The sequence below is a fragment of the Marinobacter similis genome (assembly GCF_000830985.1).
Taxonomy (GTDB): Bacteria; Pseudomonadota; Gammaproteobacteria; order Pseudomonadales; family Oleiphilaceae; genus Marinobacter; species Marinobacter similis.
Map to the genome: position 1 here is coordinate 1,604,318 of NZ_CP007151.1, position 24,640 is coordinate 1,628,957.

Consider the following 24,640-nt stretch of genomic DNA (forward strand, 5'->3'; position numbering starts at 1 on the left):
GTTCAAGGCTCAGACCTCATGGGCGTTCCAGCGATAACCCATGCCATAGGCGGTCTGGATGCCGTTGAACCGGTCGTCCACCTGGATAAACTTGCGGCGAATTCGCTTGATGTGGGAGGTCACGGTGTTGTCGTCGAGCACGGTGCTGGCTGCTTCCATCAGCTGATCTCGGCTGCGGACATGGCCGGGATGCCGCACCAGCGAGTGCAGCATCCAGAACTCGGTTACGGTCAGGTCCAGGGGCTGGTCGTCCCAGGCCACGGTCATCCGGTCCAGGTTCAGGGTCAGGCGCCCCCGCTCCAGCACTTCATCCGGCTTCTGGAGGGCTTCAGCCCAGGCCTCGGCTCGCCGTAACAGCGCGGTCACCCGGGCCAGCAGATGCTCCATGCTCATGTCTTTGGTGACGTAATCGTCGGCGCCCAGGCGCAGGCCGTGCACCGAATCGATGTCACTGTCCCGGGCGGTCAGGAAAATAATGGGCAGGGTCTTGGAGTGTGCGCGAAGGTCCTGGCACAGGGCGAAGCCCCCTTCCGGTTCCTCGCCCAGGCCGACATCAATAATGGCGATATCGGGCAGTTCCTGGCGCAGCACCTGCCAGGCGGATGGCCGGTCGCCGAAGGCCGACACCTGGTAACCACGGCGCTCGAACGCGACCCGGTAATTGTCGCGAATGGCAGGTTCGTCTTCGATCAGAACAATGTGTTTCTTCATGGTCACGACAGTCTGGTTACGGTCTGATTAATAGGGGAACTGTTATTTAAACATCTGCAGGCATCGGTACAAGACTGTTAGCGATGGTTGCCACAATTGATCACTATTTGCGGCCGGAATGCCCGGTTCTGCCATCTCTTGAACCCTCGGGATTGCTGAAATGCTGACAACTCGACCAAGCATGCAGCGAAAAGGATCCCGACATGATGCTCTCTACCGGATTGCTCAAATTAACACCCACGCGAACCGACAGCCAGCGGCGCCGGGCCCGGCGCTTTGCCGAAGGCCGTCAGCCTGTGGCTGGCGGTCCTGCTGATGCTGTTTGTCCACCCGCTGTATGCCGAGGCGGATCAGCGCCAATCGGACAGTGCCGGGGTGCTGCATTTTGTCGATGCCGCCGGCCGGTGGCAGGAGCCGGCCATCGTTCTGGACAGCGAGTTCGATATTGAGGTCAGTGGCCTGCTGGCGGAAACCAGGCTGTCGCGGCGGTTTCGCAATACCAGCGAAGACTGGCGCGAGGGCGTGTTTGTGTTTCCGTTACCGGAGAAAGCCAGTGTCTATGGGCTGACCATGACAGTGGGTGAGCGCATCATTGTTGGCGAGGTGCAGCCCAAAGCCGAAGCCGTAAGACCTATGAGAAGGCCCGGTCGGCCGGGCAGAGTGCCGCCAACGTCGAACAGCAGCGGCCAAACCTTTTTACCGCCCGGGTAGCCAACATCCCCCCGGGCGAGACCATCCGTGTCGAGCTTCAATACCAGCAACCGGTAAGCTACCGGGCGGGACAGTTTGAGTTGCGAGTGCCCACCACCCTGATGCCGCGGTACATGCCCGGTGAGCCGCTGGCGGGACAGCCCCGGGAATGGCACGACGGCTGGGCGCTGCCCTCGACCCAGGTGCCGGATGCCGATGCCATCAGCCCGTTTACGGTTCAGGCGGATGAGGTTGCGGCTACCAGTCATCGGGCTGACATCCGGATGACCATTGATGCCGGATTGCCGCTGGCCCGGGTTATCAGTCCGTCCCATCCGTTGCAGACGCGCCTCGATGGTCAGACCGTTCAGGTGCAGTCTGAGCAGATACTGATGGACCGGGATTTCGTGATGCGCTGGCAGCCATTGGCCGGGCGGGAGCCGACGGCGGCGGTGTTCCATCAGCGCTGGCAGGACGAGGATTATCTGTTAACCATGGTGGTGCCGGGCGTCAACGAGGCCCAGGTGCTGCCCCGGGATCTGGTGTTCGTGATCGACACCTCCGGCTCCATGGCCGGGGAGTCCATTCGCCAGGCCCGGTCGGCACTCCAGCAGGGGCTCGCGACCCTGACCCCGGACGACCGCTTTAATGTCATCCGCTTCAACAACCAGACCCATGCTCTGTTCATGCAACCGGAGGCGGCCACGGGCAACAACCTGGCGCGGGCCCGACGCTACGTGGCCAATTTGCAGGCCGATGGCGGCACCGAGATGGCCCCGGCGCTGGAGCGAGCCCTAACCACATCGGCCAGTGCGGGCGAAAACGCCGGCGAGCGGGTGCGCCAGGTGGTGTTTATTACCGACGGTGCGGTGGGCAATGAGGCCGCCCTGTTTGCCCAGATTCGCCAGCAGCTTGGCAGTCAGCGCCTGTTTACCGTCGGCATTGGCTCGGCGCCCAACATGCACTTCATGCGTGAAGCGGCACGTTGGGGCCGCGGCCTGTACACCGCCATTCAGGACTCGGCTGATGTCAGTGGGCCCTTACAGCGACTCTTTGCGGCCATGGAAGCGCCGGTGTTGACCGATGTCCGGGTGCAGTGGCCTGAGCAAAACGGCAAGGCAGAAAGTTTCCCCGCCCGCACCGGCGATCTGTTCCGGGGTGAGCCCCTGGTACAAGTTGTTCGTGGCACCGCACCGGGGGGTGTGGTGAAGGTGTCCGGCCAGTTGCCCGGTGGACGGCGCTGGGCGCAATCGCTGGATTTGCAGCAAGCGGCGCCGGGACGTGGTTTGAACCGCCAGTGGGCCCGGCAGAAAATCGATCACCTGCTGGATAGCGCGCGTGTGGAAGGCAGCGAGCCAAACAAGGCGCGGGTGACCGAGTTGGCGGTGGAACACAGGCTGATGTCGCCCTACACCAGCTTTGTTGCGGTGGATGAGGTGCCGGCCCGGCCCAACGGGGTGCCGCCTGAAACCGAGCATCTACCCACCCTGTTGCCCGCGGGCAGTCAGGCCGGCATGTTGCGTTACCCCCAGACCGCAACCACGGCCCCGCTGTTTACCGCCTTGGGCCTGATTGGACTGATGTTTACCCTGGCCTTCGGGTTGTTGCAGCGGAGGGCCACGCCATGAGCCGTCTGTTGCTGTTGCTGCTGACCTCCTCAGCCACGTTGCTGGTGTTCGGCCTGTGGATTCCCCTCAAGGCAGTGGTTGCCCAGGAATTGCTGGAGCTGGCCTGGGCCGAGAGCCAGGCCCGGCAGGCCGAAACCCGGCCCTGGCCCTGGGCCGACACCTGGCCGGTGGCTCGGTTAACCGTGCCGGAACTGGGCGACTCGATGATTGTGCTGGCGGGTGGTCATGGTGAAAGTCTGGCATTTGGGCCGGGACAACTGCTGGGCGCGGAGGGCCATCGGGGCCCGGTAATCATCGCCGGTCACCGCGATACCCATTTTGATCAGCTACAGTATCTGGAGACTGGCAGCGAACTTCGGTTGCAGGACCGGGCAGGTGGCTGGCGCCATTACCGGGTTCAGGCCACGCGGATTGTCGACAGCCGATCGGAGCGGATTGATACCAGGGCACTGGCCGACGACGCTTGATCCTGGTGACCTGTTATCCGTTTGACGGCATGGACGCCCGTGGTCCCCTGCGGTATGTGGTGGAGGCCCGTGCGAGATGGCACCAAGCCGTAACCAACTGGAACCAATGGATACTGTTGCCGGAATTTGAGGTTAGCGTACACTTGTGCGCCAAAGTTTGGCGATAGAGTTGGATGTCATGGGAGCTTTAAGAAAATTTCTGGCCTGGGTCAGCGTACCGGTTATCTGCCTGTTCGCACTGGTGCTGTATCTGGCCCGGCCGTTTAACCCGGACAACAACCGGTTTTTGGGCACGGCAGTGGCCCGGGTCGGCCGTGCTTTTCTGGGTATGAAGCGCCCACTGGAGGGTTGGGAAAATGTGCCCACCGACCGTCCGACCGTGGTGCTTGCCAATCATCAACACAACGACGACCTGTTCGTGATGGGCGACCTGCTGCCACCACGCACGGTCACCGTTGGTAAATCGGCGCTGATGTGGATTCCGTTCTTTGGCCAGGTGTTCTGGCTTGGTGGCAATGTGATTCTCAATCGCGCCCGGTCCCACAAGGCCATTGCGGTGATGCAGGCCACCAGCGAAGCCATTGCCCGCGACCGTAAGAGCCTGTGGGTTTTTCCCGAAGGCACCCGCAGTCAGGGCCGCGGCCTGCAAAAATTCAAGAAAGGCGCCTTCCACGCCGCCGTTGGCTCCGGCGCGCCCATCACTCTCGTGTGTGCCCGCCAGTATCAGGATAAGACCCTGGGTTGGAGTGGTCAGCGTGAGCCGGTGCCAGTTCGTATCCTGCCGCCCATAGAGACGGCCGGGATGACCACCGCAGACATCCCCGAGCTGATGGCCCGATGCCATAAGTTGATGGCCGAGACTATCGCCGATCTTTAGCCATTCTGTAATTGTCCCCCACTGACCTGTGGAAGTTCTTGAAGCGCCTGGGGAAACAGGGCAGGCTTTGCGGGTCTGAAAAATTGTTGAACGAACTTCACGGAGAGGCAAACCATGAATCTGATTCTGTTTTTGATAATCGGCGGTGTTGCTGGCTGGCTGGCCGGGCTGATCATGAAAGGCCGTGGTTTTGGAGTGCTGGCCAATGTCGGTATTGGTATCGTCGGCTCCGTGATCGGCGGCTTCGTGTTCCGTCTGCTCGGTCTGGCGGCTCAGGGCGCGGTTGGCGAGCTGGTAACGGCAACGGTGGGGGCAGTACTGTTGCTGGCGATTGTTAGCCAGATCAAGAAGGGCTGACCATGATCGTACCCGTAACTGGAGTTTTTGCCGCAGTCATTGGCATTCTTTTGCTGGTGCTGTCGGTTCAGGTGGTGAAATTCCGCCTCAAGTTCAAGAAGGGTATTGGCGTAACCGACGACCGCGATTTTCAGGCGGCGGTCCGGGCCCACGGAAACCTGGTGGAATACGCACCCATTGCTCTGATCATGCTGGGTATTGCCGAGCTGAACGGCGTTGCCACTGGCCTGGTCTACTGGACCGGCATGGTATTGGTGGTTGGCCGTATCCTGCATGCCTGGGGCATGTTGAATGGCCGGGGCGGCACCCACTGGGCGCGCTTTCTGGGCATTATCATGACCTGGTTGGCCATTCTGTTTACGGCCGTGCTGCTGTTGTGGAACGTCTGGAAGGTTTATGGCTGAGTTGCTCAGACCGGCATCAAAAAAAGGGGGCTTGCGAGCCCCCTTTTTTTGCGCCGATTTTAGCCCTGTAATGCTTGGGCCATGTCCTGGGTCAGATATTCCAGCTCCACCCGGCGATTGGCCGCGTGGTCTTCCAGGGTTGCCAGTGGCCGGGTTGAGCCCCAGCCGGTCAGTAGAATCTGGCTCTCGGCTACCCCTTCCTGCATCAGTAGCCGGGCTACGGCGTTGGCCCGAAGTCGAGACAGAAACTGGTTATAATCTTCAGCGCCGAAATTGTCGGAGTGACCGTGAATGCGCACCCGGACACCCGGGTATTGCCGCAGATAGGTGGCATGCTGCTGCAGAATGGCGACATCAGTGCCGTCCAGCGCGTGCTTGTTGAAGCCGTAATGAAACTTCATCCGGTGCGGACGCCTGGCATCGGAGGCGAGGGCAGCGGCTGTGAAACCGGACGCCACGGCGGCTTGGCGATCAGCTCTGGGTTATCCAAAACGAGTACGGTCATTGGCAATTTCCTTGATTCCAGTATCCGGTTGTTCTTGTTAGTCCGGCTCACTATTCGTTGGCGCGGGACTAACGGCAATTGGCGAAAGGTCGATAAGCGTTTGCACGGCAACCCTGATAGCCCGATTAAATGGCATTTCTGTGACCCTTGCATGACAGGGCACCATGTAATCTATGGCATCGGTCATCGTTGCTGGTGTGCATTCGTGACGCCTTACCGCTTAAAAGACATTACAACGCGAAAAGAAGGCCTTACTGTGGTAAAAAACAGGTTTTCAGGGACAGATTGTGATGAATTGTGACCGCCCATGCTGATAATCCCCGCCGAGAACACCGTTAACTGGAAGCGACCGCCCTGGATCACCCTTGGCCTGATGCTGACGTGCCTGCTGGTCTTCCTGTTTTATCAGGGTGGCGACAGCCGGAAAATAGAGCAGGCGGTGGGTCAGTACCTGAATTCCGACCTGCGATCGCTTGAGGCCCCGGCCTATGAGGATTACCTCCAGCGCCAGATCCGCTTCGAGGGCGCCGAGGACAGGATCCATGAGCTGCAGCAATTCCAGGAGCTACGGGAGGCCGACGAGCCCTTCTGGCTGGCGGTGAGCCTGCTGATGGACCGCGATTTCTACCGCTACCTGCAGAACAACCAGCAAGTGATCTGGGCGCCGGCCGACAGGGCTCGCTGGGCCGAGCAGCGGCGTTCCATCGAAGAAAACTTCATCCAGAAACTCAGTTCCTTCCAGCTTGGCCTGGTGCCGGCGGAATTGTCTCTCTACAACTTGATTACCTACCAGTTCCTGCACGGCGGCTGGGGTCACATCATCGGCAACCTGGTGTTTCTGTTCCTGCTGGGTTTCACCGTGGAAAAAGCCCTCGGGGCCGGTCGTTTCCTGGTGGCTTACCTGATCTGTGGTGCCCTGTCCGGTCTGGTGTTCACCGCGTTTTCGGCTGGCAGCTACATGCCCCTGGTCGGCGCGTCTGGCTCCATCTCTGGTCTGATGGGGATGTACGTGGCCATCTATGGCCTGCAGAAAATCCGGTTTTTCTACTTTCTCGGGGTGTATTTCAATTATTTCCGGGCCCCGGCTCTGGCCATGCTGCCGGTCTGGCTGGGCAAGGAGATCTACGATTACTGGTTTGCCGGTGCTACCGGTATTGCTACATGGCGCACGCGGGCGGTCTGGTCGCCGGCGCGGGCCTGGTGTGGATGCTTGGTCGCAGCTGGCTGCAGGTGCGAGAAGAGTTTTTCGAGCCCGAGGAAGACGAGCAGGATGCCCGTTTTACCTCTGGCTACGCCCAGGCCATGGCCAGTTTGGGGCGCATGGAGTTTGAGTTGGCCCGCCATCAGTTCGAAGCCTTGCGGGAGCACTACCCGGACCGGCCCATTCTGCTTGAGCACCTGTATCAGCTGGCCAAGTTACGCCCGGATTTGCCCGAGTACCGGGACCGGACCCGGGAGCTGATGAACGACGCCCTGGCCCGGCGTCAGCCGGAGCAGGTGATCGAGATCTGGAAGGAATTCCTGGGCAAGGGCGAGAGTCACCAGCCCTGGATGCTGAAGACCACAACCGGGTGCTGTTCACCAGCCTGAAGCAGCATGATATGAAGGCCGCCGAAAAAGCGTTTGAACGGCTGCGCGGCACCGGTGATCAGCTGCTTGCGTCAGAGGCCTGCCGGTTGCTGGTGGAGGAATTCGAGAAGCTTCAGATGGAGCCGAAGGCACGGCACTACCGGCAGTTGTTGAGCGCGAACTGAATGATTGCTGGGTAGTCGGGCGGGCTGCTTCCGAAACCGTGCGGAGCCATGGATGGCGGAGCCGAGCGTACATGGACGTATTCACAGCGTGTTTTGGAAGCAGTCCGCCCGGCTAACCTACTCCTGAATTGCGAAGTTCGCCTTCGGCCCTTTAAGCGGCTCCCGCTTCTCGGCCTGCTCCAGGTAGGTGCCAATCTGCTTGTGCAGCGGATCGTTGCCGCAGCGTTTCTGGATGAACGTCAGGAACGCCGTCGCTTTTTCCCACTGATTCAGACCATTCGCCAGAGACTGGGCGACCAGCAGGTAGGCCTGCGCCAACTGATCGCTGTCCGGGAAGCGTTTGTGAAAGTCCTGGAGCAAGCGCAGCGCGGGTTTGTATTGGCCGCGGTGGTACAGTGCTCGGGCGCAGCGTACCGCCAGTTCAGGGTCGTCGAGCCGGAACTGGGGTTCGGCGGTTTGCAGGGTGTCCAGCAATGCCGCCATGCTGTCGCCGTCGTTGTGATCGGCCAGCCAGGCCAGCAATCGGGGGTGATAGCGGTAGAGCTCCGAGACGTTGTTGCGGGCGGTCAGCAACTGATGCAGCTGGCCGAGGCGCTGGCTGTTATCCCGGTCCCGTTTCAGAGCCTCTTTCAGCATCGATTGAACCCGATCGTAATTGCCGTCTTTCAGATTCATGTCGATGTCCGCGTCGAAGCGGGTGCTGCGGTCACGGTGCTGGCTGTCCTGCTGTTCCGCGCCGTCCTGCAGGTCTGAGGCAAAGCCCAGCTCCTCCTGATACTGGAACAGGAGGTAACCGAGCATGTGGAACAGGATCAGGGTGAAGGTACTGTTCAGGAAGCCGGCCAGTGGCTGGGACACCCAGAACGGGAAATGATTAACGGCGAAATCCTGGGCTGCCCCCGAGGCCAGAGTCAGCAGGATCAGGTAACCGTAAAGCAGGAAATAGGGGCTGCCGATCCGGGATATCAGCATGGCCAGGTTCATCGGGTTGACCGCAGCACCCACCGAGCGCTCCATGGCCAGCACCATGATGCTGGCTGGCAGCGCCAGCACCACGAACGCCAGCGCCAGCATCATCAATAGCGGCCCGCCCAGCATGCCGGCAGAGGCTACCAGGCCGCCCATCAACAGGAACACCAAAAACTGTAGCAGTACGATGCTGAAGCCACTACCGCTGAACGCCACGGAAACAGGCGGCGGTTTGAGGTGGCCCTCGGCGGTGTGGTTAATCACCGCATAGGTGTACTTGAACAGGGCCAGGGCCAGCAACACCCAGATCACGATGCCTATGAGATTGGCGGGGGCGACAATCGGAACCAGGGTGCAGATGGCAATCACCACCAGCGGATCGCTGTGGAACGGGTACCGGAAAAATGCGCCGATGCGGTTCCAGAAGGGCACCACCTCGGTGGCGGCGCCCAGGTAGCGCATGGCCTTGCTGCATTGGGGGCAGAGTGCCCGGCGCTGGCGGGTGTCGGCATCGGGCATACAACGAGTGCAGTAATGCATCTGGCACTCAGAGCAGTGCCACTTGGCAGGGTCGCCGGGGTGGTAATGGCAGTCGTGTTTCACAGCGGGTTTTGTTCCTGGTCCGTCAGAAAAAGCGTCGGTCAATCATGACAGAACTGATCGGCAATCGCAGCAATCCCGTGACACGGTAGACTGATGCTAGTCGCCATCGTATCGACCTTGGTAGGCACTCAATCCGGAGGATTTTTGAACCAGTATCATCACCCCAGCCAGACCGCGGATCAGGACGCCGGCCAGCGCAAATACCAGTGGCGCGATGTCTTTCAGCTGGCGCTGAAGCACAAGCCGCGCCTGGTCAAGGCTAATGGCCTGGCGATCATGCGACACTTATGAGTGTGCCGGTGCCCCTGCTGTTGCCGGTGCTGGTGGATGAGGTGTTGCTTGAGGAGAGCGGGCCGGTGCTGCCGGTGATGGACCAGGTCTTGCCGGAGGCCTGGCAGCAGCCGTTGGTGTATATCGGGGTGATGGTGCTGGTGGCCTTTGGCCTGAGGCTGGCGGCGTTATCGTTTAATGTTCTGCAATCCCGGGAATTTTCCAAGGTCTCCAAGGACGTGGTTTTCCGGATCCGGTCGCGACTGCTCGGTCGTCTGCAGCGGGTGGCCATGTCCGAGTACGAGACCCGGGGCGCGGGCGGCATTAGCAGTCACTTCATCACCGACCTGGACACCATCGACCAGTTCCTGGGCACCACCATCAGCCGTTTTCTGGTGGCCAGTCTGACCGTGACCGGCACCGCCATGGTATTGCTGTGGGTGCACTGGCAATTGGCCCTGCTGATTCTGCTGTTTAACCCTCTGGTGATTTTTTCCACCATCCTGATCGGAAAGCGGGTCAAGGATCTGAAACGCCGGGAAAATGAGGCCTACGAGGAATTTCAGGGCGATCTCACCGAAACCCTCGATGCCATTCATCAGCTCCGGGCCGCCAACCGTGAAAAACACTACCTGCGCCACTTGATTGATCGGGCACGGACGGTCCGGGATCACGCCATCCAGTTTGAATGGCGCAGCGATGCCGCCACCCGGGCCAGCTTTGCGTTGTTCCAGTTCGGCGTCGACGTGTTTCGCGGCGCAGCATGGTCACGGTGCTGTTTAGCGATCTGAGCATCGGCATGATGTTCGCTATTTTTGGCTATCTCTGGTTCATGCTGACCCCGGTGCAGGAAATGCTCAACATGCAGTACGCCTGGTTTGCTGCCAATGCCGCCCTGGGCCGGATCAACCGGTTGCTGGAGCTGAAGGAGGAGCCCCGTTATCCGGCCCTGGAAAACCCCTTCCGGGAACGGCATACCGTCAGCCTGACCCTCAGGGATGTGCACTTCAGTTACGACGACGAGGCGGTGCTACGCGGCATCAACCTGCACCTGAAGCCTGGTGAAAAAGTCGCCGTGGTCGGCACCAGTGGCGGTGGCAAGTCGACCCTGGTGCAGGTCATCCTGGGCATGTACACACCCCAGCGCGGGGAGATCCTGATTGATGACGTACCGGTGCAGAGAATCGGGTTGCCGTGCCTGCGGGAACACGTGGCTACGGTGCTGCAGCATCCGGCCTTGTTCAATGACACCGTGCGCCAGAATCTAACCCTGGGCCGGGAAAAATCCGATACCGAGCTCTGGCAGGCGTTGCAGATTGCCCAGCTGGATAAAACCGTGATGGACATGCCCCAGCAGCTCAACACCATGGTTGGGCGCCAGGGTGTGCGGTTGTCCGGGGGGCAGCGCCAGCGCCTGGCCATCGCCCGAATGATTCTGTCGGATCCTTCGGTGGTTATTCTCGACGAAGCAACCTCGGCGCTGGATGCCGAGACTGAGTACCAGCTGCACCGGGATCTGGAAGCCTTCCTGAGCCAGCGCACTACCCTGATCATTGCGCACCGGCTCAGCGCCGTAAAACAGGCGGACCGGGCCTATGTCTTTGAGGACGGACGGATTATCGAAGAAGGCCATCACGATGAGCTGATCCGGCAAGATGGACTTTATGCGCAGCTGTACGGTGAGCGGCAATTGTAGGTATCTTGGAGCAATGCAAAGACATTGCTCTAACGGCACTACTGCAAGGGCACTATTCAGAAGGGCACTATTCAGCGGGCGAATGTCGAACATTCAGGAGTCCGCGGTTGAACTCTGTTTAATCGGTGCAATAGTTATCGCATCAGTCGGAATACGACGCAAAGGAGGCAGACCATGTCGAACGATAGCCTGAACACCTTGTCCAGCCTGGAAGCGGGAGGCAAGACCTACCACTATTACAGCCTGCCGAAGGCGGCCGAGACCCTAGGGGATCTCAACCGCCTGCCATTCTCACTGAAAGTTCTGTTGGAGAACCTGCTCCGCAACGAGGATGGCACCACGGTCGATCGTAGCCACATTGATGCCATGGTGCAGTGGCTGAAGGACCGGGGCTCCGACACCGAAATACAATTCCGTCCGGCCCGGGTGCTGATGCAGGACTTCACCGGCGTGCCCGGCGTGGTGGATCTGGCTGCCATGCGCGAAGCGGTCAAGAAGGCGGGCAAAGATCCCGCGATGATCAACCCGCTATCGCCGGTGGACCTGGTGATCGACCACTCGGTGATGGTGGACAAGTTTGGCGACGCCTCGTCATTCAAGGACAACGTGGCCATCGAGATGGAGCGTAACCAGGAACGTTACGAGTTCCTGCGCTGGGGACAGCAGGCGTTCGACAATTTCCGGGTGGTCCCGCCGGGCACCGGGATCTGTCACCAGGTCAATCTGGAGTATCTGGGTAAGACTGTGTGGTCAAAAGACCAGGACGGCAAAACCTTTGCCTACCCGGACACCCTGGTCGGTACCGACTCCCACACCACCATGATCAACGGCCTGGGCATCCTCGGGTGGGGTGTTGGTGGTATCGAGGCGGAAGCGGCCATGCTTGGTCAGCCGGTATCGATGCTGATTCCGGAAGTGGTGGGCTTCAAGGTCAGTGGCAAGCTGCGTGAAGGCATCACCGCCACCGACCTGGTGCTGACTGTTACCGAAATGCTGCGCAAGAAAGGCGTGGTTGGTAAGTTCGTCGAGTTTTATGGCGACGGCCTGAAAGACATGCCCGTGGCCGATCGGGCCACCATCGCCAACATGGCGCCGGAGTACGGTGCTACCTGCGGCTTCTTCCCGGTGGACGACCAGACCCTGACCTACCTGCGCCTGACCGGACGCGAGGACGACCAGATTGCGCTGGTGGAAGCCTACGCCAAGGCCCAGGGCCTGTGGCGCGAACCGGGCCATGAGCCGGTATACACCGATACCCTGGAACTGGACATGGGCGAAGTTGAGGCAAGTCTGGCCGGGCCCAAGCGGCCTCAGGACCGGGTCGCCCTGAAAAATATGAAAGCCTCGTTCGAACTGCTGATGGAAACCGCTGAGGGCCCTGCAGAAGTTCGGGAGGGTAAGCTTGAGTCCGAAGGTGGTCAGACCGCCGTGGGCGTCGACGACAGCTACCGGCATGCCTCCAGTCAGCCCCTGGAGCTGGACGGTGAGCAATGCCGTCTTGATCCGGGCGCCGTGGTGATCGCCGCTATTACTTCCTGTACCAACACCTCCAACCCGAGTGTCATGATGGCCGCTGGCCTGATTGCTCGCAAAGCGGTGGAAAAGGGCCTGAAAACCAAGCCCTGGGTGAAGACCTCCCTGGCCCCGGGTTCGAAGGTAGTCACCGACTACCTGAAAGTGGCTGAACTGGACGACGACCTCGACAAGCTCGGCTTCAACCTGGTGGGTTATGGCTGTACCACCTGCATCGGTAACTCCGGACCACTGCCAGACCCGGTAGAAAAAGCCATTAACGATGGCAATCTCACGGTCGCGTCAGTGTTGTCGGGTAACCGTAACTTCGAAGGTCGGGTTCATCCCCAGGTGAAAACCAACTGGCTGGCGTCGCCGCCCCTGGTGGTGGCTTATGCTTTGGCCGGTAACGTCCGCCTGGATCTGAGCAAGGATCCGTTGGGGAACGACACCGAAGGCAATCCGGTATACCTGAAGGATCTGTGGCCGAGCCAGCAGGAAATCGCCGAGGCGGTAGAGAAAGTGAAAACCGGCATGTTCCGCAAGGAATACGCCGAAGTCTTTGACGGCGATGCAATCTGGAAAGCCATCAAGGTGCCCGAGAGCAAGGTGTATGAGTGGTCTGACAAATCCACCTACATCCAGCACCCGCCGTTCTTTGAAGGTCTGGGCGAGCAGCCGGACGCCATCGAGGATATCAAGGACGCCAACATCCTGGCGCTGCTAGGCGATTCGGTGACTACCGATCACATCTCCCCGGCAGGCTCGTTCAAGCCCGACACGCCGGCGGGCAAGTACCTGCAGGAGCATGGTGTGGCACCCAAGGACTTCAACTCCTATGGCTCCCGCCGGGGCAACCACGAGGTCATGATGCGGGGCACCTTTGCTAACGTGCGCATCCGCAACGAGATGCTGGATGGCGTTGAGGGCGGTTTCACCCGCCACGTGCCTAGCGGTGACGAAATGCCGATCTACGATGCGGCCATGAAGTACCAGGAAACCGACACGCCACTGGTCGTCATTGCCGGCAAGGAATACGGCACCGGCTCAAGCCGGGACTGGGCCGCCAAAGGCACGCGCCTGCTGGGTGTTAAAGCGGTGGTGGCGGAATCCTACGAGCGGATTCACCGGTCCAACCTGATTGGTATGGGGGTCATGCCGCTGCAGTTCCCTGAGGGCACGGATCGCAAGAGCCTGAAGCTCACCGGGGAAGAGACCATCAGCATTGAGGGCTTGTCGGGTGACATCCAGCCCGGCCAGACTCTGACCATGACGGTGACCTACAAGGACGGCTCAACGACAAGCTGTGACCTGAAGTCGCGTATCGATACTGCCAACGAGGCGGTGTACTTCAAGCATGGCGGCATCCTGCACTACGTGGTGCGTGAGATGCTCAAGTCAGCTTAAGCCCGCAGCCCGGCAGGTGAGGCCTGCCGGGCTCTTTTAGCTCAATAGCCCTACCCGGTACTCAATCCAGCGCCTGCTCGACGGCGCGATGAGCAATGGGAAGTTCCAGCCAGAACACCGCGCCTTCGCCTGGCGTCGAGGCGTAATCCACAGTGCCTTTCATGTTCAGCATCAGCTCGCGGGTAATGGCCAGGCCCAGTCCGGTGCCTCCGTTTGCCCGCCGATCCGAGGCATCCGCCTGGGAGAATTTCTGGAAAATCCGCTCCCGGAATTCCGGAGCAATGCCCTCGCCATGATCGCGAATGCATAGCCTGACGCAGCCTTCGTGAGATTCCGTGAAGATATCGACTCGGGAATTCTTCGTGGAGAACTTTATGGCGTTGGACAAGAGGTTGGTGACCGCCTGATGGAAGCGATGCTGATCCACCTGCACCTGAACATCCGCCATGTGGCCGATGTTGATCCTGACATCGCGATCCCGGGCATAGGGCTCAATGTTTTCCACGCATTCCCGGATTAATTGGGGCAGGGGGTATTCGTCGAGCACGAAGGGCATCTTGCCGGCGGCCAGCTTTTCAATATCCAGCAGGTCATTGATCAACAGGGCCAGCTGGCGACTGTTGCGATAGGCGATGTTCGCCAGTTTGGAGGCCTTCTCCGGCAGCTGGCCTACAGCGTTGTTGGCAAGCAAACCCAGAGAGCCGGAAATGGAGGTCAGGGGGGTGCGCAGTTCGTGACTCACCGTGGAGACAAACTCGTTTTTCAGGCGGTCCGCTTGTTTCTGCTCCGAGATGTCCTCGGTAATCATCCAGACAACCGACTCGCTGTTGAGCGTCTCCAGCCGCAGACCCTGAAGCATCATGGGTTTTAGAGTCTGGTCGGGCCCCGGCAAGTACCCTTCCACACCACTGAAACTGACGTCGTTTTCCAGGCGCCGCTGAATGCCCAGGCCTCCTGGTATCGGCTGACCGTGCTGATCGAATCCGCGTTCGAAATATTGCAGCGAACTCGCCAGATTGCCAAAGCTTTGGTCGAACGCCCGGTTCGATCGCAGTAATGCCTTGCGATGCCTGCTGTAGAGTGCAATGCCGATGGGCGCCTGTTCGAACAGACCCAGAACCGGCGCTGCATTTCCCGGTCTTTCAGCATCAGGCTGGTAAGCCAGAAGGTGATCCCAGTTACCAGTAACACCATGGCGAAGAGCAGGCTCCGGGTCAGCAGGGCCGATTCCGGGTGGTCGGGCCACCCTTGTGCCGGCTCGGCGAACAGGGTCCAGCGGGTGCCGGGCATGTTCATGGTGGCGGCAACAGGGTCTTGCCAATCGGTCTTGGCATTGCCCAGGAATATGTCGGCCTGGTTTTTTGGGTTATCCGATCTGGACAAGACAAACCTCATGCCGTCCTTCATCGGCAAGATGCCGGCGGCCTGATAGATTCGCTCCAGATCCAGTATCACGGAAATAACGCCCCAGAAATCGCCGGAATCCCGTTCAAAAATGGGGATGCGCCCGGCCAGGCCCTGGCCGCCCTGAACCAGATCGATGGGTCCGGAATAAACGGCCTGTCGGATCTCGAATAATTGCTCAATTTGCGCAGGGGGCAGGCTTCCGTTGCTCAGGTCCAAACCCAGGGCCGCCTCGTTGCCTTCCAGAGGATAAATGTGGCGGATGACAAAATCAGGCGCCAGACCAATGTTCCGGAGTTGCGGCGCTAACTGAAAAATAACCGAGGCCAGATCCCGGAATCGCTCATCTTTAATGTCGGGCTCGACAGCAACGTTGGCTGCCAGGCCCCAGACCGTCTGAATGTTCTGGATGATAGTGCTTTGCAGATTCAGGCTGACTTCATCCAGTTCGTTTTGCCACTGCTGCCTGACATCGGTTCGGTGGTTAGACGTCCCTGCCGCATCCAGCAGCAAAGACACCGCGACCATTAATATCAGAATGGCCAGCCGGGATGCCCAGATCAGAGTAAGGAATCGCGAGTCGCGATTAGTCGCCTTCATAATTCGCATCCGACCGGGTGTCACTGGCTGAGGCTTGCAGCCAGAACGTGGCACCGTCGCCCTCAATGGATTCGAAGCCGACTGAACCGCCCATCTGAGTCATGATCTCACGGGTGATGGCCAGGCCCAGGCCGGTGCCGCCACGGCCCCGGGTATCGGAGCTGTCGGCCTGGGCGAACTTCTGGAAAATCCGGGATCGGAAATTTGCTGGAATGCCTGGACCATTATCCGAAACCTGAATGCGGAAATTCTGACCATCGAAGAGAGTCTCAACCACCACCTCGGAATGTTCGGGCGAGAATTTGATGGCATTGGACAACAGGTTCGCCAGGGCCTGATCGAGCCGGTTGCGGTCAACCAGGATGCGCTGTTGTGGATGATGATCCCTGAACCGGATGGAAACGCCTCGATCCACCGCGTAGGTGTGCAACCGTTCAATACAGTCCTTGATTACGGGGCTGACGGTCTCTGATTGCATCCGGATCGACATCCGCCCGGAAATCAGTTTTTCCATATCGAGCAGATCGTCGATCAGACGTTTCAGTTGGTCGCTGTTGCGGGCAGCAATAGAAACCATGCGCTCGGCCTTTTCCGGCAGCTGGCCCAGTGCGCCTCCGGCCACCAGCCCGAGGGACCCGGCAATGGAGGTCAGCGGCGTGCGCAATTCATGGCTTACAGTGGAGATGAATTCGTTCTTCATCCGCTCGACCTTCTTGCGCTCCGAGATATCCTCAATCAGCGACCAGACCAGCGCCCGGCCAGAGGCGTTGGTAATGCGCATGCCCTGAATCACAGCCGGATACACTGAGCCATTGCGGCGCACAATCTCCTGTTCGAAAGGGCCGAAACGCCCGGTGTTTTCAAGTTCGATCATGGCCCGATCACGGACCATTTCGATCCCCCCCGCGACCAAGTCACTCAGGTTGAGCGCCATCAGGTCTTCCCGTTTGTAGCCTGTGGGCGTAAGTAAGGCCTGATTAACGTCGAGGAACGCTGTGGAGTGGTAGTCGTTCAGGGCGATACCGATGGGCGACAGCTCAAACAGGCGGCGCAGCTGGTCCTCGCTTTCCTGGAGCGCGAGCTGGATCTTCTTCTTTTCGTCGATGTCGGTAATGTAGCCGTGCCACATGGTGCTGTTGTCAGCCAGGTTCTCAGGCGTTGCCCGGCCTTCGATCCAGCGCCAATGGTCGCCGTTCCGGACTCTGTACTGCTGATGCCAGACCTCCAGGTTACGGGCCGAGTTGGTAATGCTGTCGCGAACCGATGGAAAGTCTTCGGGGTGAACCTGGCCGAAACAGGGGGTGGCGTCCTCGGCTACGTCTTCACTGGAAACGCCGAAAATGTCGCGAATCCCGGGGCTGGCGAACGGGATGGCTGATGAACCATCGGGCCAGAGTCGGTACTGGTACAGCATTCCGGGGGTCTGTTTTACCAGTTTGGTCAGCATCTGTACGCTCATCTGGCGCTCAATCACGCCGGCAATCCAGCGGGCCAGCAAGGTCACGAAGGTAACTTCGGTGTCGGAAAAGCCTGGAAGCGTGGGGTTGGGGACGAGAAGTTCAGGGTGCCAAACAGTTTGTTCTGCAAATAGATGGGGGCGGCGACGTAACTCTCCAGACCAAACTGGTTGTAGCAGCGATGACTTCGGTATGGGGACCGGGCCATGTGCTCAATAGACAGGCTCTCGTCGCAATCGACGGTGATGGAGCAGTAAGTGTCGCCCAGGGCAAAGCTTTGCCCCGCGCTGAGTCCGGCATCCTCTGGGGCATCGAACCATCGAACGGTATACACAGTGCCGGTGATTTCGCTGACAATGGCCAGTGGCAGGTCCAGGTAATCTGCGCCTAGTTTGAGCGCCTTGCGGATACGGGTGTCATCGTCGGTCTCGGGGTCCAGAGCGAGGTCGTTCAGGATGCTCAGTGCGGTGTTTTGCTGCTGCATCTTTTCAAGGTTCGCCATTTCCGCGGAGATATCGGCATGGGTTCCGTACATGCGCAGCGGTTGACCCTCGGAGGTCCATTCGAAGACCTGGCCACGGTCGTGTACCCATACCCAGTGGCCGTCTTTGTGGCGCATGCGGCACCGGTAGTCGTATTCATCCATTGCGCCGTCAAACAGGGCAGTGAGCAAGCGCTCTGATTCCGCCAGATCTTCCGGGTGCGCCAGATTTCGCCAGGTCTGTATGCTGACGGGTTCCAGTTCCTCAAGGCGATAACCGCAGATCTCGGCCCAGCGTTTGTTAAAGACCGTTTCCCCGGTTTGAACGTTCCATTCCCAAGTGCCAACCTTGGTGCCGTCGATTACTGCTCGCGCCCGGCGCTCGCTTCGCTTGAGGTCGATATAAAATTCCGAGGCTGCCTGAATATTGATTTCGCGCTCGATGCAGTCTGCCAACTCTCTTAGCAAGGCTTGATCCTCGCCGTCGAACCGGCGCGGTTTCCGATCAATCAGGCACATGGTGCCGAGTCGATATCCTTCGCTGTTGTGCAGGGGCGCGCCGGCGTAAAAGCGAATAAAGGGGGCGTCCCTTACCAGCGGGTTGTCGTTGAAGCGGTCGTCTTGGAGTGTGTCTTCGATGATGAACAGGTCGGAATGAAGGATGGCGTGACCACAGAATGAAATATCCCGGGGGGTTTCCGGGACGGCCAGCCCCTGGCAAGACTTGAACCACTGCCGGTTCCTATCGATCAGGCTGACCAGGGCAATGGGTACATCGAACATCTTGCAGGCCATACGGGTGAAGCGATCGAAGCGTTCCTCCGGATTTGAATCCAGCAATCCCGATTGGTCGAGGGCGAACTGGCGCTCCAGTTCATTCGACGGTATTTCCGGTGCTTTCATGGTCGACTCAGGCCTTATTTCCGACAGACGGCAGCTCAACCCAGAAATGGGCGCTTGATCATAGTAGTAGCCCAAGCGTCCATTCATAAGGGCAGCAAGCTCGCGGCAAATTGCCAGTCCGAGCCCGGTTCCGGCGGTCGTTTTTGTATTTCCTGTATCCGCTTGCGAAAAACGATCAAACAGGTGCTCGACAAAGGTTTCTGGCACACCGTCACCATGGTCTTGAACGACAATTCGTGTAGAGCCTGCCGTTCCTGGCTCGACGAAAATCCTGACGTTTCCATTGGCCGGTGAGAACTTAATAGCATTGCTGACGAAATTGTCGAGTATTTGCCGTAATCGATGTGGATCGGTGATCACTTTCTGTCGGAGGTTGCCCTGTGCGGTCAGTACAACCTTGTTCTCATCGGCCATGGTTTGGTTGTCCAAAACCGTTGACTCGATAATCGGCTGCAGTAGCTCTGGCGCTAATGTGACCGACATCTGTCCTGCAGACAGTTTGCCGAAGTCCAGCAGGTCTGAGATCAAAAGTTGCAATCGCTGGCCGTTACGCAACGCGAGACTGTTCATGGCCTGGGCTCGCGCTGGCAGATTACCGGTGGCGCCTGAATCAATCAGACGAAGCGCACCATTGATGGAGGTCAGTGGCGTGCGCAGCTCATGACTGACGTTAGAGACGAACTGATCCTTCATTGTGCTGATGGCATCCCGTTCATCCATAAGGTGATTAAAGGCGATGGCCAGATTGCGAACCTCACTGGCCCCGCCCGGGTCCAGTCGATCTGTCTTGGATGGCGTCTGGACCATGCTGTTTATTTTCCGAGTCATTTGGTCCAGAGGACTGAGAGTAGAACGAGTCAAGAAATAACTGACGAGGGAAATCACCAGTGCGATGCCGAGACTGATCAAGACAAAATGGCTAAATGACTCCTTGGCCGGCGCGGTTGCCCATTTATAGGGTACCGCTCGAACAAATTGCCAGCCCAGGCGTTGCAGGTGCTGGTGGCGTATATGAGCTCCTGTCCTTCGGGGCCAACAGCGTGCCCCGACGTGATGCCCGAAAGCGCAGCATCGATCAGATCGTTCTCGCCAGGGGCGGGCAAGGGGGTAATGCCATTTTTGGCAATAACGCCGCCCTCGATATACAGGAAGTTTTCACTGTCGATGATCGTGAAGGTCGCCTCGTCGTTGGCGATTTCCTCCAACATGTCGACCGGGACAATGCTGGTTCTGCCCAAATTGATGGTGCCGCCCAGTAAGCCTAATAAATCTCCTTCGTCGGACTCTATCGGTGCCAGAAGCGAAAGCAGTGGAACACCGGTCGTCCGACCAATAACAGGCCGGCTGATAACCGGCTTTCGGCTTTCTATGGCCCGACGGAAATGCTTTCGGTCGGCGTAGTTGGTACCAATCCGCCCGGGCGTGTACAAATTTTCGAAGATGGCGGTGGCATTGCTATCGAAAACCAGTATTCCGTCGGGTAACAGGGATCTGAGGAGTTCTTGTCGTTCCAGTTGGGTGGCCATTTCATTCTGGCTGACCAGTTGATTGCCGTCGCTGAGCAGGCTCGCAGATTCGGCCAATACATCCAGTTTCAACTGCAACCGTTGATTGACTTCGCTGGCTATGCGACGGGTCTCATAAAGCTGTTGCTCGGTCAGAATGTCCTCGAAATCTTCTACCAGGGCGCCATAGGCCACGAACAGCACAGAACCAACGGTCGCGATGGTTCCCAGCAGAATGATCAGGGCGAGGCGTGTTCCGAGCGAAAGTGACGGCAAATCAAATTCCTTGTGGCACTTTGGGGTAATTGTTGCTTTGATGTCTATAGTAGTCTGTCGTGAGTAATAGATGGAGTAGATTACATTGAAGAGCCATGTCTGAAGAGAGTCTCTCTGAAGTAGCACGGAAGCTGGAACTTCTCAAGTTGCGTTTCAAGGACAAAGCGACAAAGGATATTGGTCTGTTGCAACAGGCGATAGATCAGTTTCGGGTCGGACGTTTTGGGCCCAATGATGTCGCTGCTGCCTATCATTCCCTGCACAGACTGGCGGGGTCGGCGGGTAGTTTTGGCTATTTGGCCCTGGGTGAGGAAGCCCGAGCACTGGAGGTCATGCTGAAGCCGCTGGCAGAAGCCAGTAATGAGGTTGCACCGGAGCAAGTTCAGAGTGTAATTGATGAGGCGTTCGCCTGGCGAGTGGCGCACCTGATTGATTTTTTGTCGCTGGATCAGGCCGTTGGTCAGAGAGCCGCAGCGGCATCTCTGCCGGTCAATGGGGAGATGGCAACAGAGTCGTGTGTTCTGATCGTACATTCGGACCCGGACAGAGCCCAGGAGCTGGTTCAGGGCCTCGAGCTGCATGGTTTTGCCCCGCTCGCTCTGCCAACTCTCCAGAAAGCCGCAGAATACGGCTTGTCAGACGTTACTGCCCTGATCGCACAAGATACGCAGATTCTCCGTGATGGTTGGCAACTGGAGAGCATTTCCGACACGCCACCGGTTATTAGCCTGGGCGCTGGCGATTCGTTCGATGAGCGCTACGCTCTGGCCGAGTGCGGGGTGGATGGTTTCCTCGGTGAGCCCGTCGATATTCCGGTACTTGCCGATTATATGGAACGGCTGATTACGGAGCGTGAAGAGAGCGGTTCTGGTCGAGTCATGATCGTGGATGACGACCCTGAACTGTTGGAGCACTACGGCCTGGTGCTGGAAGCAGGCGGGCTTGAAGTCTGGCGGGTGAATGATCCTGCCGATATCCTGACTGCGCTCTCGGAATTCCGGCCAGACATCGTCCTTATGGATGTGCAGATGGGCAAGTACCGTGGCCCCAATCTCGCTCAGATGCTGCGTTTTGAACCCGGTTGGCTGGGTTTGCCGATTATTTACCTATCTTCAGAAGACGATCGGGAGTTCCAGGTCGAAGCCATGGCCAAGGGCGGCGATGACTTCCTCACCAAGCCAGTCTCTGATGACTTTCTGTTGCGGGCTGTCACTGTGCGCTGTTACCGGGCCCGGCAGCTGGACAAGCTGGCGTCGCGCGACAGTCTGACTGGTCTGCTCAAGCATTCACTGGCCAAATCTGAAATCCAGAACGAACATGCCCGCTGCCGGCGCCGGGGTGAACAGGCCGTGGTTGCCATGCTGGATCTGGATCATTTCAAACAGGTGAACGACCGCTTTGGCCATCGAGCCGGCGATTTGGTGATCAAGGGACTGGCCAACCTGCTGCGACACCAGCTTCGTAAATCGGATGTGATCGGTCGCTATGGCGGTGAAGAATTTGTGGTCGCGCTCCCGGACTGCTCGGTCGAGAATGCCCAAAGGATCATGCAGTCAGTGTGCAAGCATATGGCCGGGATAGAATTTCACAGCGACGATCAAGAGTTCACGGTCACGTTGAGCGTTGGCATGGTGCCGTTACAGGATTTCCTCACCAGTGACGATGCCATCGATGCTGCCGACCAGGCGCTTTACCAGCAAAAGCAGGCGGGGCGCAACGGTGTTTGGGTTGGTGGAGACAAATCAGAACGGGTGAGGACACTTGGCTAACGCATGGATGCATTGATTGTAGACGATGACGATTTAATGGCGGACCTGCTGGAGACGGTAGTGGCCGGCCTTCATTCCGCCGTCACGGTGTTTAAGGCGGCAGGTTTTCATGAGGCCCTAACCCTGTGGCAAAAACGGAAGCCAGATCTGCTGATTGTCGATTGGGACCTTCCAGACGGTTCCGGGTTGGATTTCTTGCGCCAGGTCCGTGCCAGCGACAAGGATGTTGCCATCGTTATGATAACCGGTCGTGCCGATCGGGAGTCAATTCTGAAAGCAGCGCATTACCGTATTAACGGCTACATCAGCAAGCCGTTCCAGGTAGACGTATTGCATCAACGGTTGCTAGAGATGATTGGCAAGTTACTTCCCGAGGAGTTGGCCCCGGCTGCTTCGTTGGAGGTCCTTCTGTCGGAGGGTGTGAAGACAGTCATCCAGCTGCCAGTAAGCGCTGACGTTGCCAGCATGCTGGAGTTGGTGGGGCGCAGCGACGATATATCGGCGGCCCAGCTCTCCGAGCGCTGGCAGAGTGATCCCTCCTTATGCTCGCGCCTGCTGGACGTTGCTAACCGCTCGTCATACCGACGCACTGGACAGCCGGTGGTCACCCTGCGGGACGCGATAGCCTCCATTGGCGTGCCCATGGCGCTGAATCAGGGGCTGGCGTTGGCTCTGGATGTCAACGCCGCTCTGTCTTCTGAGGCACTGGTTTCCTGCGCCTCAGAAGCCCAGAAGCAGGCGAAGGCCGTGGCCCATGAGGCCCAGCGTGTCGCGCTATCACTGGGAAAACGGTCGTCACAGTTTTTCACGGCCGGGCTGTTGAGCCGCATCGGTGAACTTGCGGTACTCAAAGTCATGGACCAGTTCCAGCGGCAGGGTGGCGAGTTGAGTGATGAGCAGGTGTCGCAGGCGCTTAGGGACTGGGCTCAGCCTTATGGTAATAAGTTGAAAATACAGTGGTTTATCCCTGTTGAATTGAGGAATCTCATTGGTGCAGTGCATTACCTGCCGCGGGAAAATGTCACTCAGGAACGGTTGATAATGAGAGCCGGCGCGCTGATTGCGGGAGGCGCTGCGCCGGAGGCGGAACTGGGGAAGGTCTTACGACAGCTAGGATTGGAAGGTTGGCAGCAGCAATCCAGTGAACACGAGCAGAAGGATGAGGATGATGGGAATGACGGAGACGGAAACCACGCTTGAGCGCATCATGCTGGTGGAAGACGAAGAAGATATTCGGGCCGTAGCAGAGCTTGCGCTGGAAGCTGTGGGTGGATTCACCCTGACTACCTGCGCGTCGGGCCAGAAGGCGCTGGAAACCCTGGCCGATTTCAAGCCTCAACTGATTGTGTTGGATGTGATGATGCCGGGTATGGATGGGCCAACCACCCTGAAAGCCATCCGCGAGCATCCCGCATTTGTCGATACGCCAGCCATCTTTATGACCGCGAAGGTGCAGCCAGAAGAGGTCAATGGCTATCTGTCACAAGGCGCCGTCGCAGTGATTCCCAAACCGTTTGATCCCATGGCACTGTCAGACAAGATTCGAGACATCTGGAGCAATCTTGAGCCTGAACAGCGTTCAGCATAGGCTTCTGAACCGGTCTGCTCTGGTGTCCCGGCTGTCCATTCGGGTAACCTGTAGGATTGATCCAGCTGGCAATCTTGAGGCTCCGAATAATGACGTCAGAATCTTCCAGAGATGAACTGAAAGCAAAACTGAATCTGGAAACTTCCCGCATTCACTGGCACGACTTGCAAACCTACTTTGCCCGAGGCCATGTGGTCCGGGTTGCTCCGGACCTCGATCTGCTGGAGGTTGCCACGGAGCTAACCGCCGATAACAAGACCCGGTTCGAGCAGTGGATGGCAGACGGCAAGGTGGGTGAAGTTCCACTAGACCTGGCCCAATCCTGGTATGACAACAACACAGAACTCTGGGCCGTGGTCATCGCGCCTGGGTACTGGTACAGGATCGATCCGATCATGCCTTGCATTGACGCCTCGGATTCGCTGTGAAGCTGCATTATTTCCATGGCCGTGAGCCCATCCGGGTGCTTGTTATGGTGCGTCAGCAGCAGCGCCTCGAGCTGTTTATCAAACCCTTGGGCGAACAGGCCTGGGGTTTGGTGGTTCTGGCCGGACCCGACCAGGGGCGGCCGGAACGCCAGCAGTGCCAGGGGCCCTGGAAGACTCTGGCGCAAGCCGAGTCGGCACTGCGAAGAACGGCTGGCGCCCTGATGGGTAATGGCTACGAAGCTCGTCCCTCCGATTACGTAGTCTGGTCGGTAACCGCTCAGCGGCTGTCACGGACCATACAAACCGATCAGAGAATCCGGGTGACCACCGAATCAGTGGACCCAGACCAGTTCGAACCTCTCGTCTAAAAACGCACTCC

At 58.7% G+C, this 24,640-nt stretch carries 17 protein-coding genes and 4 pseudogenes; 13 read left to right on the forward strand and 8 right to left on the reverse strand.

The genetic code is table 11. The features are described 5' to 3' along the window. Positions 1-9 precede the first annotated feature (9 nt). On the reverse strand, positions 10-711 hold the full coding sequence (gene pdsR / locus AU14_RS07410; protein WP_041339974.1) for a proteobacterial dedicated sortase system response regulator: 702 nt from the start codon (positions 709-711) through the stop codon (positions 10-12). 489 nt (positions 712-1,200) lie between these two features. Here pdsR and AU14_RS07415 point away from each other — a divergent pair. From AU14_RS07415 to AU14_RS07435, 5 genes and pseudogenes are all read left to right on the forward strand, one after another. After that, positions 1,201-3,029 (forward strand): annotated as a pseudogene (locus AU14_RS07415) (marine proteobacterial sortase target protein); the annotation flags it as partial. Continuing rightward, positions 3,026-3,496 (forward strand): class GN sortase, encoded by a 471-nt coding sequence (locus AU14_RS07420; protein ID WP_236744526.1) that lies wholly within the window; start codon positions 3,026-3,028, stop codon positions 3,494-3,496. The pseudogene AU14_RS07415 and the gene AU14_RS07420, both read left to right, overlap by 4 nt. A gap of 178 nt (positions 3,497-3,674) precedes the next feature. After that, positions 3,675-4,373 carry a lysophospholipid acyltransferase family protein gene (locus tag AU14_RS07425; RefSeq protein ID WP_041339976.1) on the forward strand — a complete coding sequence of 233 codons (699 nt, stop codon included), beginning with the start codon at positions 3,675-3,677 and terminating at the stop codon, positions 4,371-4,373. A 114-nt stretch (positions 4,374-4,487) separates the two neighbouring features. Continuing rightward, positions 4,488-4,730 (forward strand): GlsB/YeaQ/YmgE family stress response membrane protein, encoded by a 243-nt coding sequence (locus tag AU14_RS07430; RefSeq protein ID WP_041339979.1) that lies wholly within the window; start codon positions 4,488-4,490, stop codon positions 4,728-4,730. Between the two features lie 2 nt (positions 4,731-4,732). Further along, on the forward strand, positions 4,733-5,134 hold the full coding sequence (locus AU14_RS07435; protein ID WP_041339981.1) for an MAPEG family protein: 402 nt from the start codon (positions 4,733-4,735) through the stop codon (positions 5,132-5,134). Positions 5,135-5,193: 59 nt separating this feature from the next. On the opposite strand, the gene AU14_RS07440 is transcribed toward AU14_RS07435, so the two are convergent. Then, positions 5,194-5,535: an OmpA family protein gene (locus AU14_RS07440; RefSeq protein ID WP_236744527.1), complete on the reverse strand. Its 342-nt coding sequence runs from the start codon at positions 5,533-5,535 to the stop codon at positions 5,194-5,196. Between the two features lie 411 nt (positions 5,536-5,946). Here AU14_RS07440 and AU14_RS07445 point away from each other — a divergent pair. Continuing rightward, positions 5,947-7,393 (forward strand): annotated as a pseudogene (locus AU14_RS07445) (rhomboid family intramembrane serine protease). 117 nt (positions 7,394-7,510) lie between these two features. On the opposite strand, the gene AU14_RS07450 reads toward AU14_RS07445, so the two are convergent. Continuing rightward, positions 7,511-8,965, reverse strand: coding sequence for a hypothetical protein (locus AU14_RS07450; RefSeq protein WP_041339984.1), 1,455 nt, complete (start codon positions 8,963-8,965; stop codon positions 7,511-7,513). 144 nt (positions 8,966-9,109) lie between these two features. Between AU14_RS07450 and AU14_RS07455 the strand changes: the two are divergent. Then, positions 9,110-10,931 (forward strand): annotated as a pseudogene (locus tag AU14_RS07455) (ABC transporter ATP-binding protein). A 174-nt stretch (positions 10,932-11,105) separates the two neighbouring features. Beyond that, entirely contained in the window at positions 11,106-13,850 is a 2,745-nt protein-coding gene (acnA, locus tag AU14_RS07460) for an aconitate hydratase AcnA (protein WP_041339994.1), read from the forward strand. Between the two features lie 61 nt (positions 13,851-13,911). On the opposite strand, the gene AU14_RS21070 is transcribed toward acnA, so the two are convergent. The 5 genes from AU14_RS21070 to AU14_RS21090 all read right to left on the reverse strand — a co-directional run bounded on the left by AU14_RS21070 (position 13,912) and on the right by AU14_RS21090 (position 20,476). Beyond that, the gene (locus AU14_RS21070; protein WP_236744528.1) at positions 13,912-14,742 is read right to left on the reverse strand and encodes a sensor histidine kinase; all 831 of its coding nucleotides are present in this window, start codon (positions 14,740-14,742) and stop codon (positions 13,912-13,914) included. After that, positions 14,718-15,854 (reverse strand): CHASE domain-containing protein, encoded by a 1,137-nt coding sequence (locus tag AU14_RS21075; RefSeq protein ID WP_236744529.1) that lies wholly within the window; start codon positions 15,852-15,854, stop codon positions 14,718-14,720. The genes AU14_RS21070 and AU14_RS21075 overlap by 25 nt, the downstream gene beginning before the upstream one ends. Beyond that, on the reverse strand, positions 15,841-17,358 hold the full coding sequence (locus AU14_RS23755; RefSeq protein WP_148312726.1) for an ATP-binding protein: 1,518 nt from the start codon (positions 17,356-17,358) through the stop codon (positions 15,841-15,843). The genes AU14_RS21075 and AU14_RS23755 overlap by 14 nt, the downstream gene beginning before the upstream one ends. After that, positions 17,355-19,502 (reverse strand): GAF domain-containing protein, encoded by a 2,148-nt coding sequence (locus AU14_RS23760; RefSeq protein ID WP_407942826.1) that lies wholly within the window; start codon positions 19,500-19,502, stop codon positions 17,355-17,357. The genes AU14_RS23755 and AU14_RS23760 overlap by 4 nt, the downstream gene beginning before the upstream one ends. Positions 19,503-19,600: 98 nt before the next feature. Then, on the reverse strand, positions 19,601-20,476 hold the full coding sequence (locus tag AU14_RS21090) for a PDC sensor domain-containing protein (protein ID WP_052471994.1): 876 nt from the start codon (positions 20,474-20,476) through the stop codon (positions 19,601-19,603). A 95-nt stretch (positions 20,477-20,571) separates the two neighbouring features. Between AU14_RS21090 and AU14_RS07480 the strand changes: the two genes are divergently transcribed. The 5 genes and pseudogenes from AU14_RS07480 to AU14_RS07500 all read left to right on the forward strand — a co-directional run bounded on the left by AU14_RS07480 (position 20,572) and on the right by AU14_RS07500 (position 24,629). Beyond that, the gene (locus AU14_RS07480) at positions 20,572-22,245 is read left to right on the forward strand and encodes a diguanylate cyclase (RefSeq protein ID WP_041339997.1); all 1,674 of its coding nucleotides are present in this window, start codon (positions 20,572-20,574) and stop codon (positions 22,243-22,245) included. 3 nt (positions 22,246-22,248) lie between these two features. Beyond that, on the forward strand, positions 22,249-23,445 hold the full coding sequence (locus AU14_RS07485; protein WP_041340000.1) for a response regulator: 1,197 nt from the start codon (positions 22,249-22,251) through the stop codon (positions 23,443-23,445). After that, positions 23,420-23,833 (forward strand): response regulator, encoded by a 414-nt coding sequence (locus AU14_RS07490; protein WP_041340002.1) that lies wholly within the window; start codon positions 23,420-23,422, stop codon positions 23,831-23,833. The genes AU14_RS07485 and AU14_RS07490 overlap by 26 nt, the downstream gene beginning before the upstream one ends. Positions 23,834-23,922: 89 nt before the next feature. After that, positions 23,923-24,242, forward strand: a pseudogene (locus tag AU14_RS07495) (DUF2288 domain-containing protein). A 15-nt stretch (positions 24,243-24,257) separates the two neighbouring features. Continuing rightward, on the forward strand, positions 24,258-24,629 hold the full coding sequence (locus AU14_RS07500) for a PA4575 family protein (RefSeq protein ID WP_041340004.1): 372 nt from the start codon (positions 24,258-24,260) through the stop codon (positions 24,627-24,629). Positions 24,630-24,640: the final 11 nt, after the last annotated feature.

Coding starts and splice junctions, on each gene's coding strand:
- AU14_RS07430 (WP_041339979.1), top strand. CDS start 4,488: ATGAATCTGATTCTGTTTTTGATAATCGGCGGTGTTGCTGGCTGGCTG.
- AU14_RS07420 (WP_236744526.1), top strand. CDS start 3,026: ATGAGCCGTCTGTTGCTGTTGCTGCTGACCTCCTCAGCCACGTTGCTG.
- pdsR (WP_041339974.1), bottom strand. CDS start 711: ATGAAGAAACACATTGTTCTGATCGAAGACGAACCTGCCATTCGCGAC.
- AU14_RS07480 (WP_041339997.1), top strand. CDS start 20,572: ATGTCTGAAGAGAGTCTCTCTGAAGTAGCACGGAAGCTGGAACTTCTC.
- AU14_RS07490 (WP_041340002.1), top strand. CDS start 23,420: ATGACGGAGACGGAAACCACGCTTGAGCGCATCATGCTGGTGGAAGAC.
- AU14_RS07425 (WP_041339976.1), top strand. CDS start 3,675: ATGGGAGCTTTAAGAAAATTTCTGGCCTGGGTCAGCGTACCGGTTATC.
- acnA (WP_041339994.1), top strand. CDS start 11,106: ATGTCGAACGATAGCCTGAACACCTTGTCCAGCCTGGAAGCGGGAGGC.
- AU14_RS07440 (WP_236744527.1), bottom strand. CDS start 5,535: ATGAAGTTTCATTACGGCTTCAACAAGCACGCGCTGGACGGCACTGAT.
- AU14_RS07435 (WP_041339981.1), top strand. CDS start 4,733: ATGATCGTACCCGTAACTGGAGTTTTTGCCGCAGTCATTGGCATTCTT.
- AU14_RS23760 (WP_407942826.1), bottom strand. CDS start 19,502: ATGGTCCAGACGCCATCCAAGACAGATCGACTGGACCCGGGCGGGGCC.
- AU14_RS21075 (WP_236744529.1), bottom strand. CDS start 15,854: ATGAAGGCGACTAATCGCGACTCGCGATTCCTTACTCTGATCTGGGCA.
- AU14_RS07485 (WP_041340000.1), top strand. CDS start 22,249: ATGGATGCATTGATTGTAGACGATGACGATTTAATGGCGGACCTGCTG.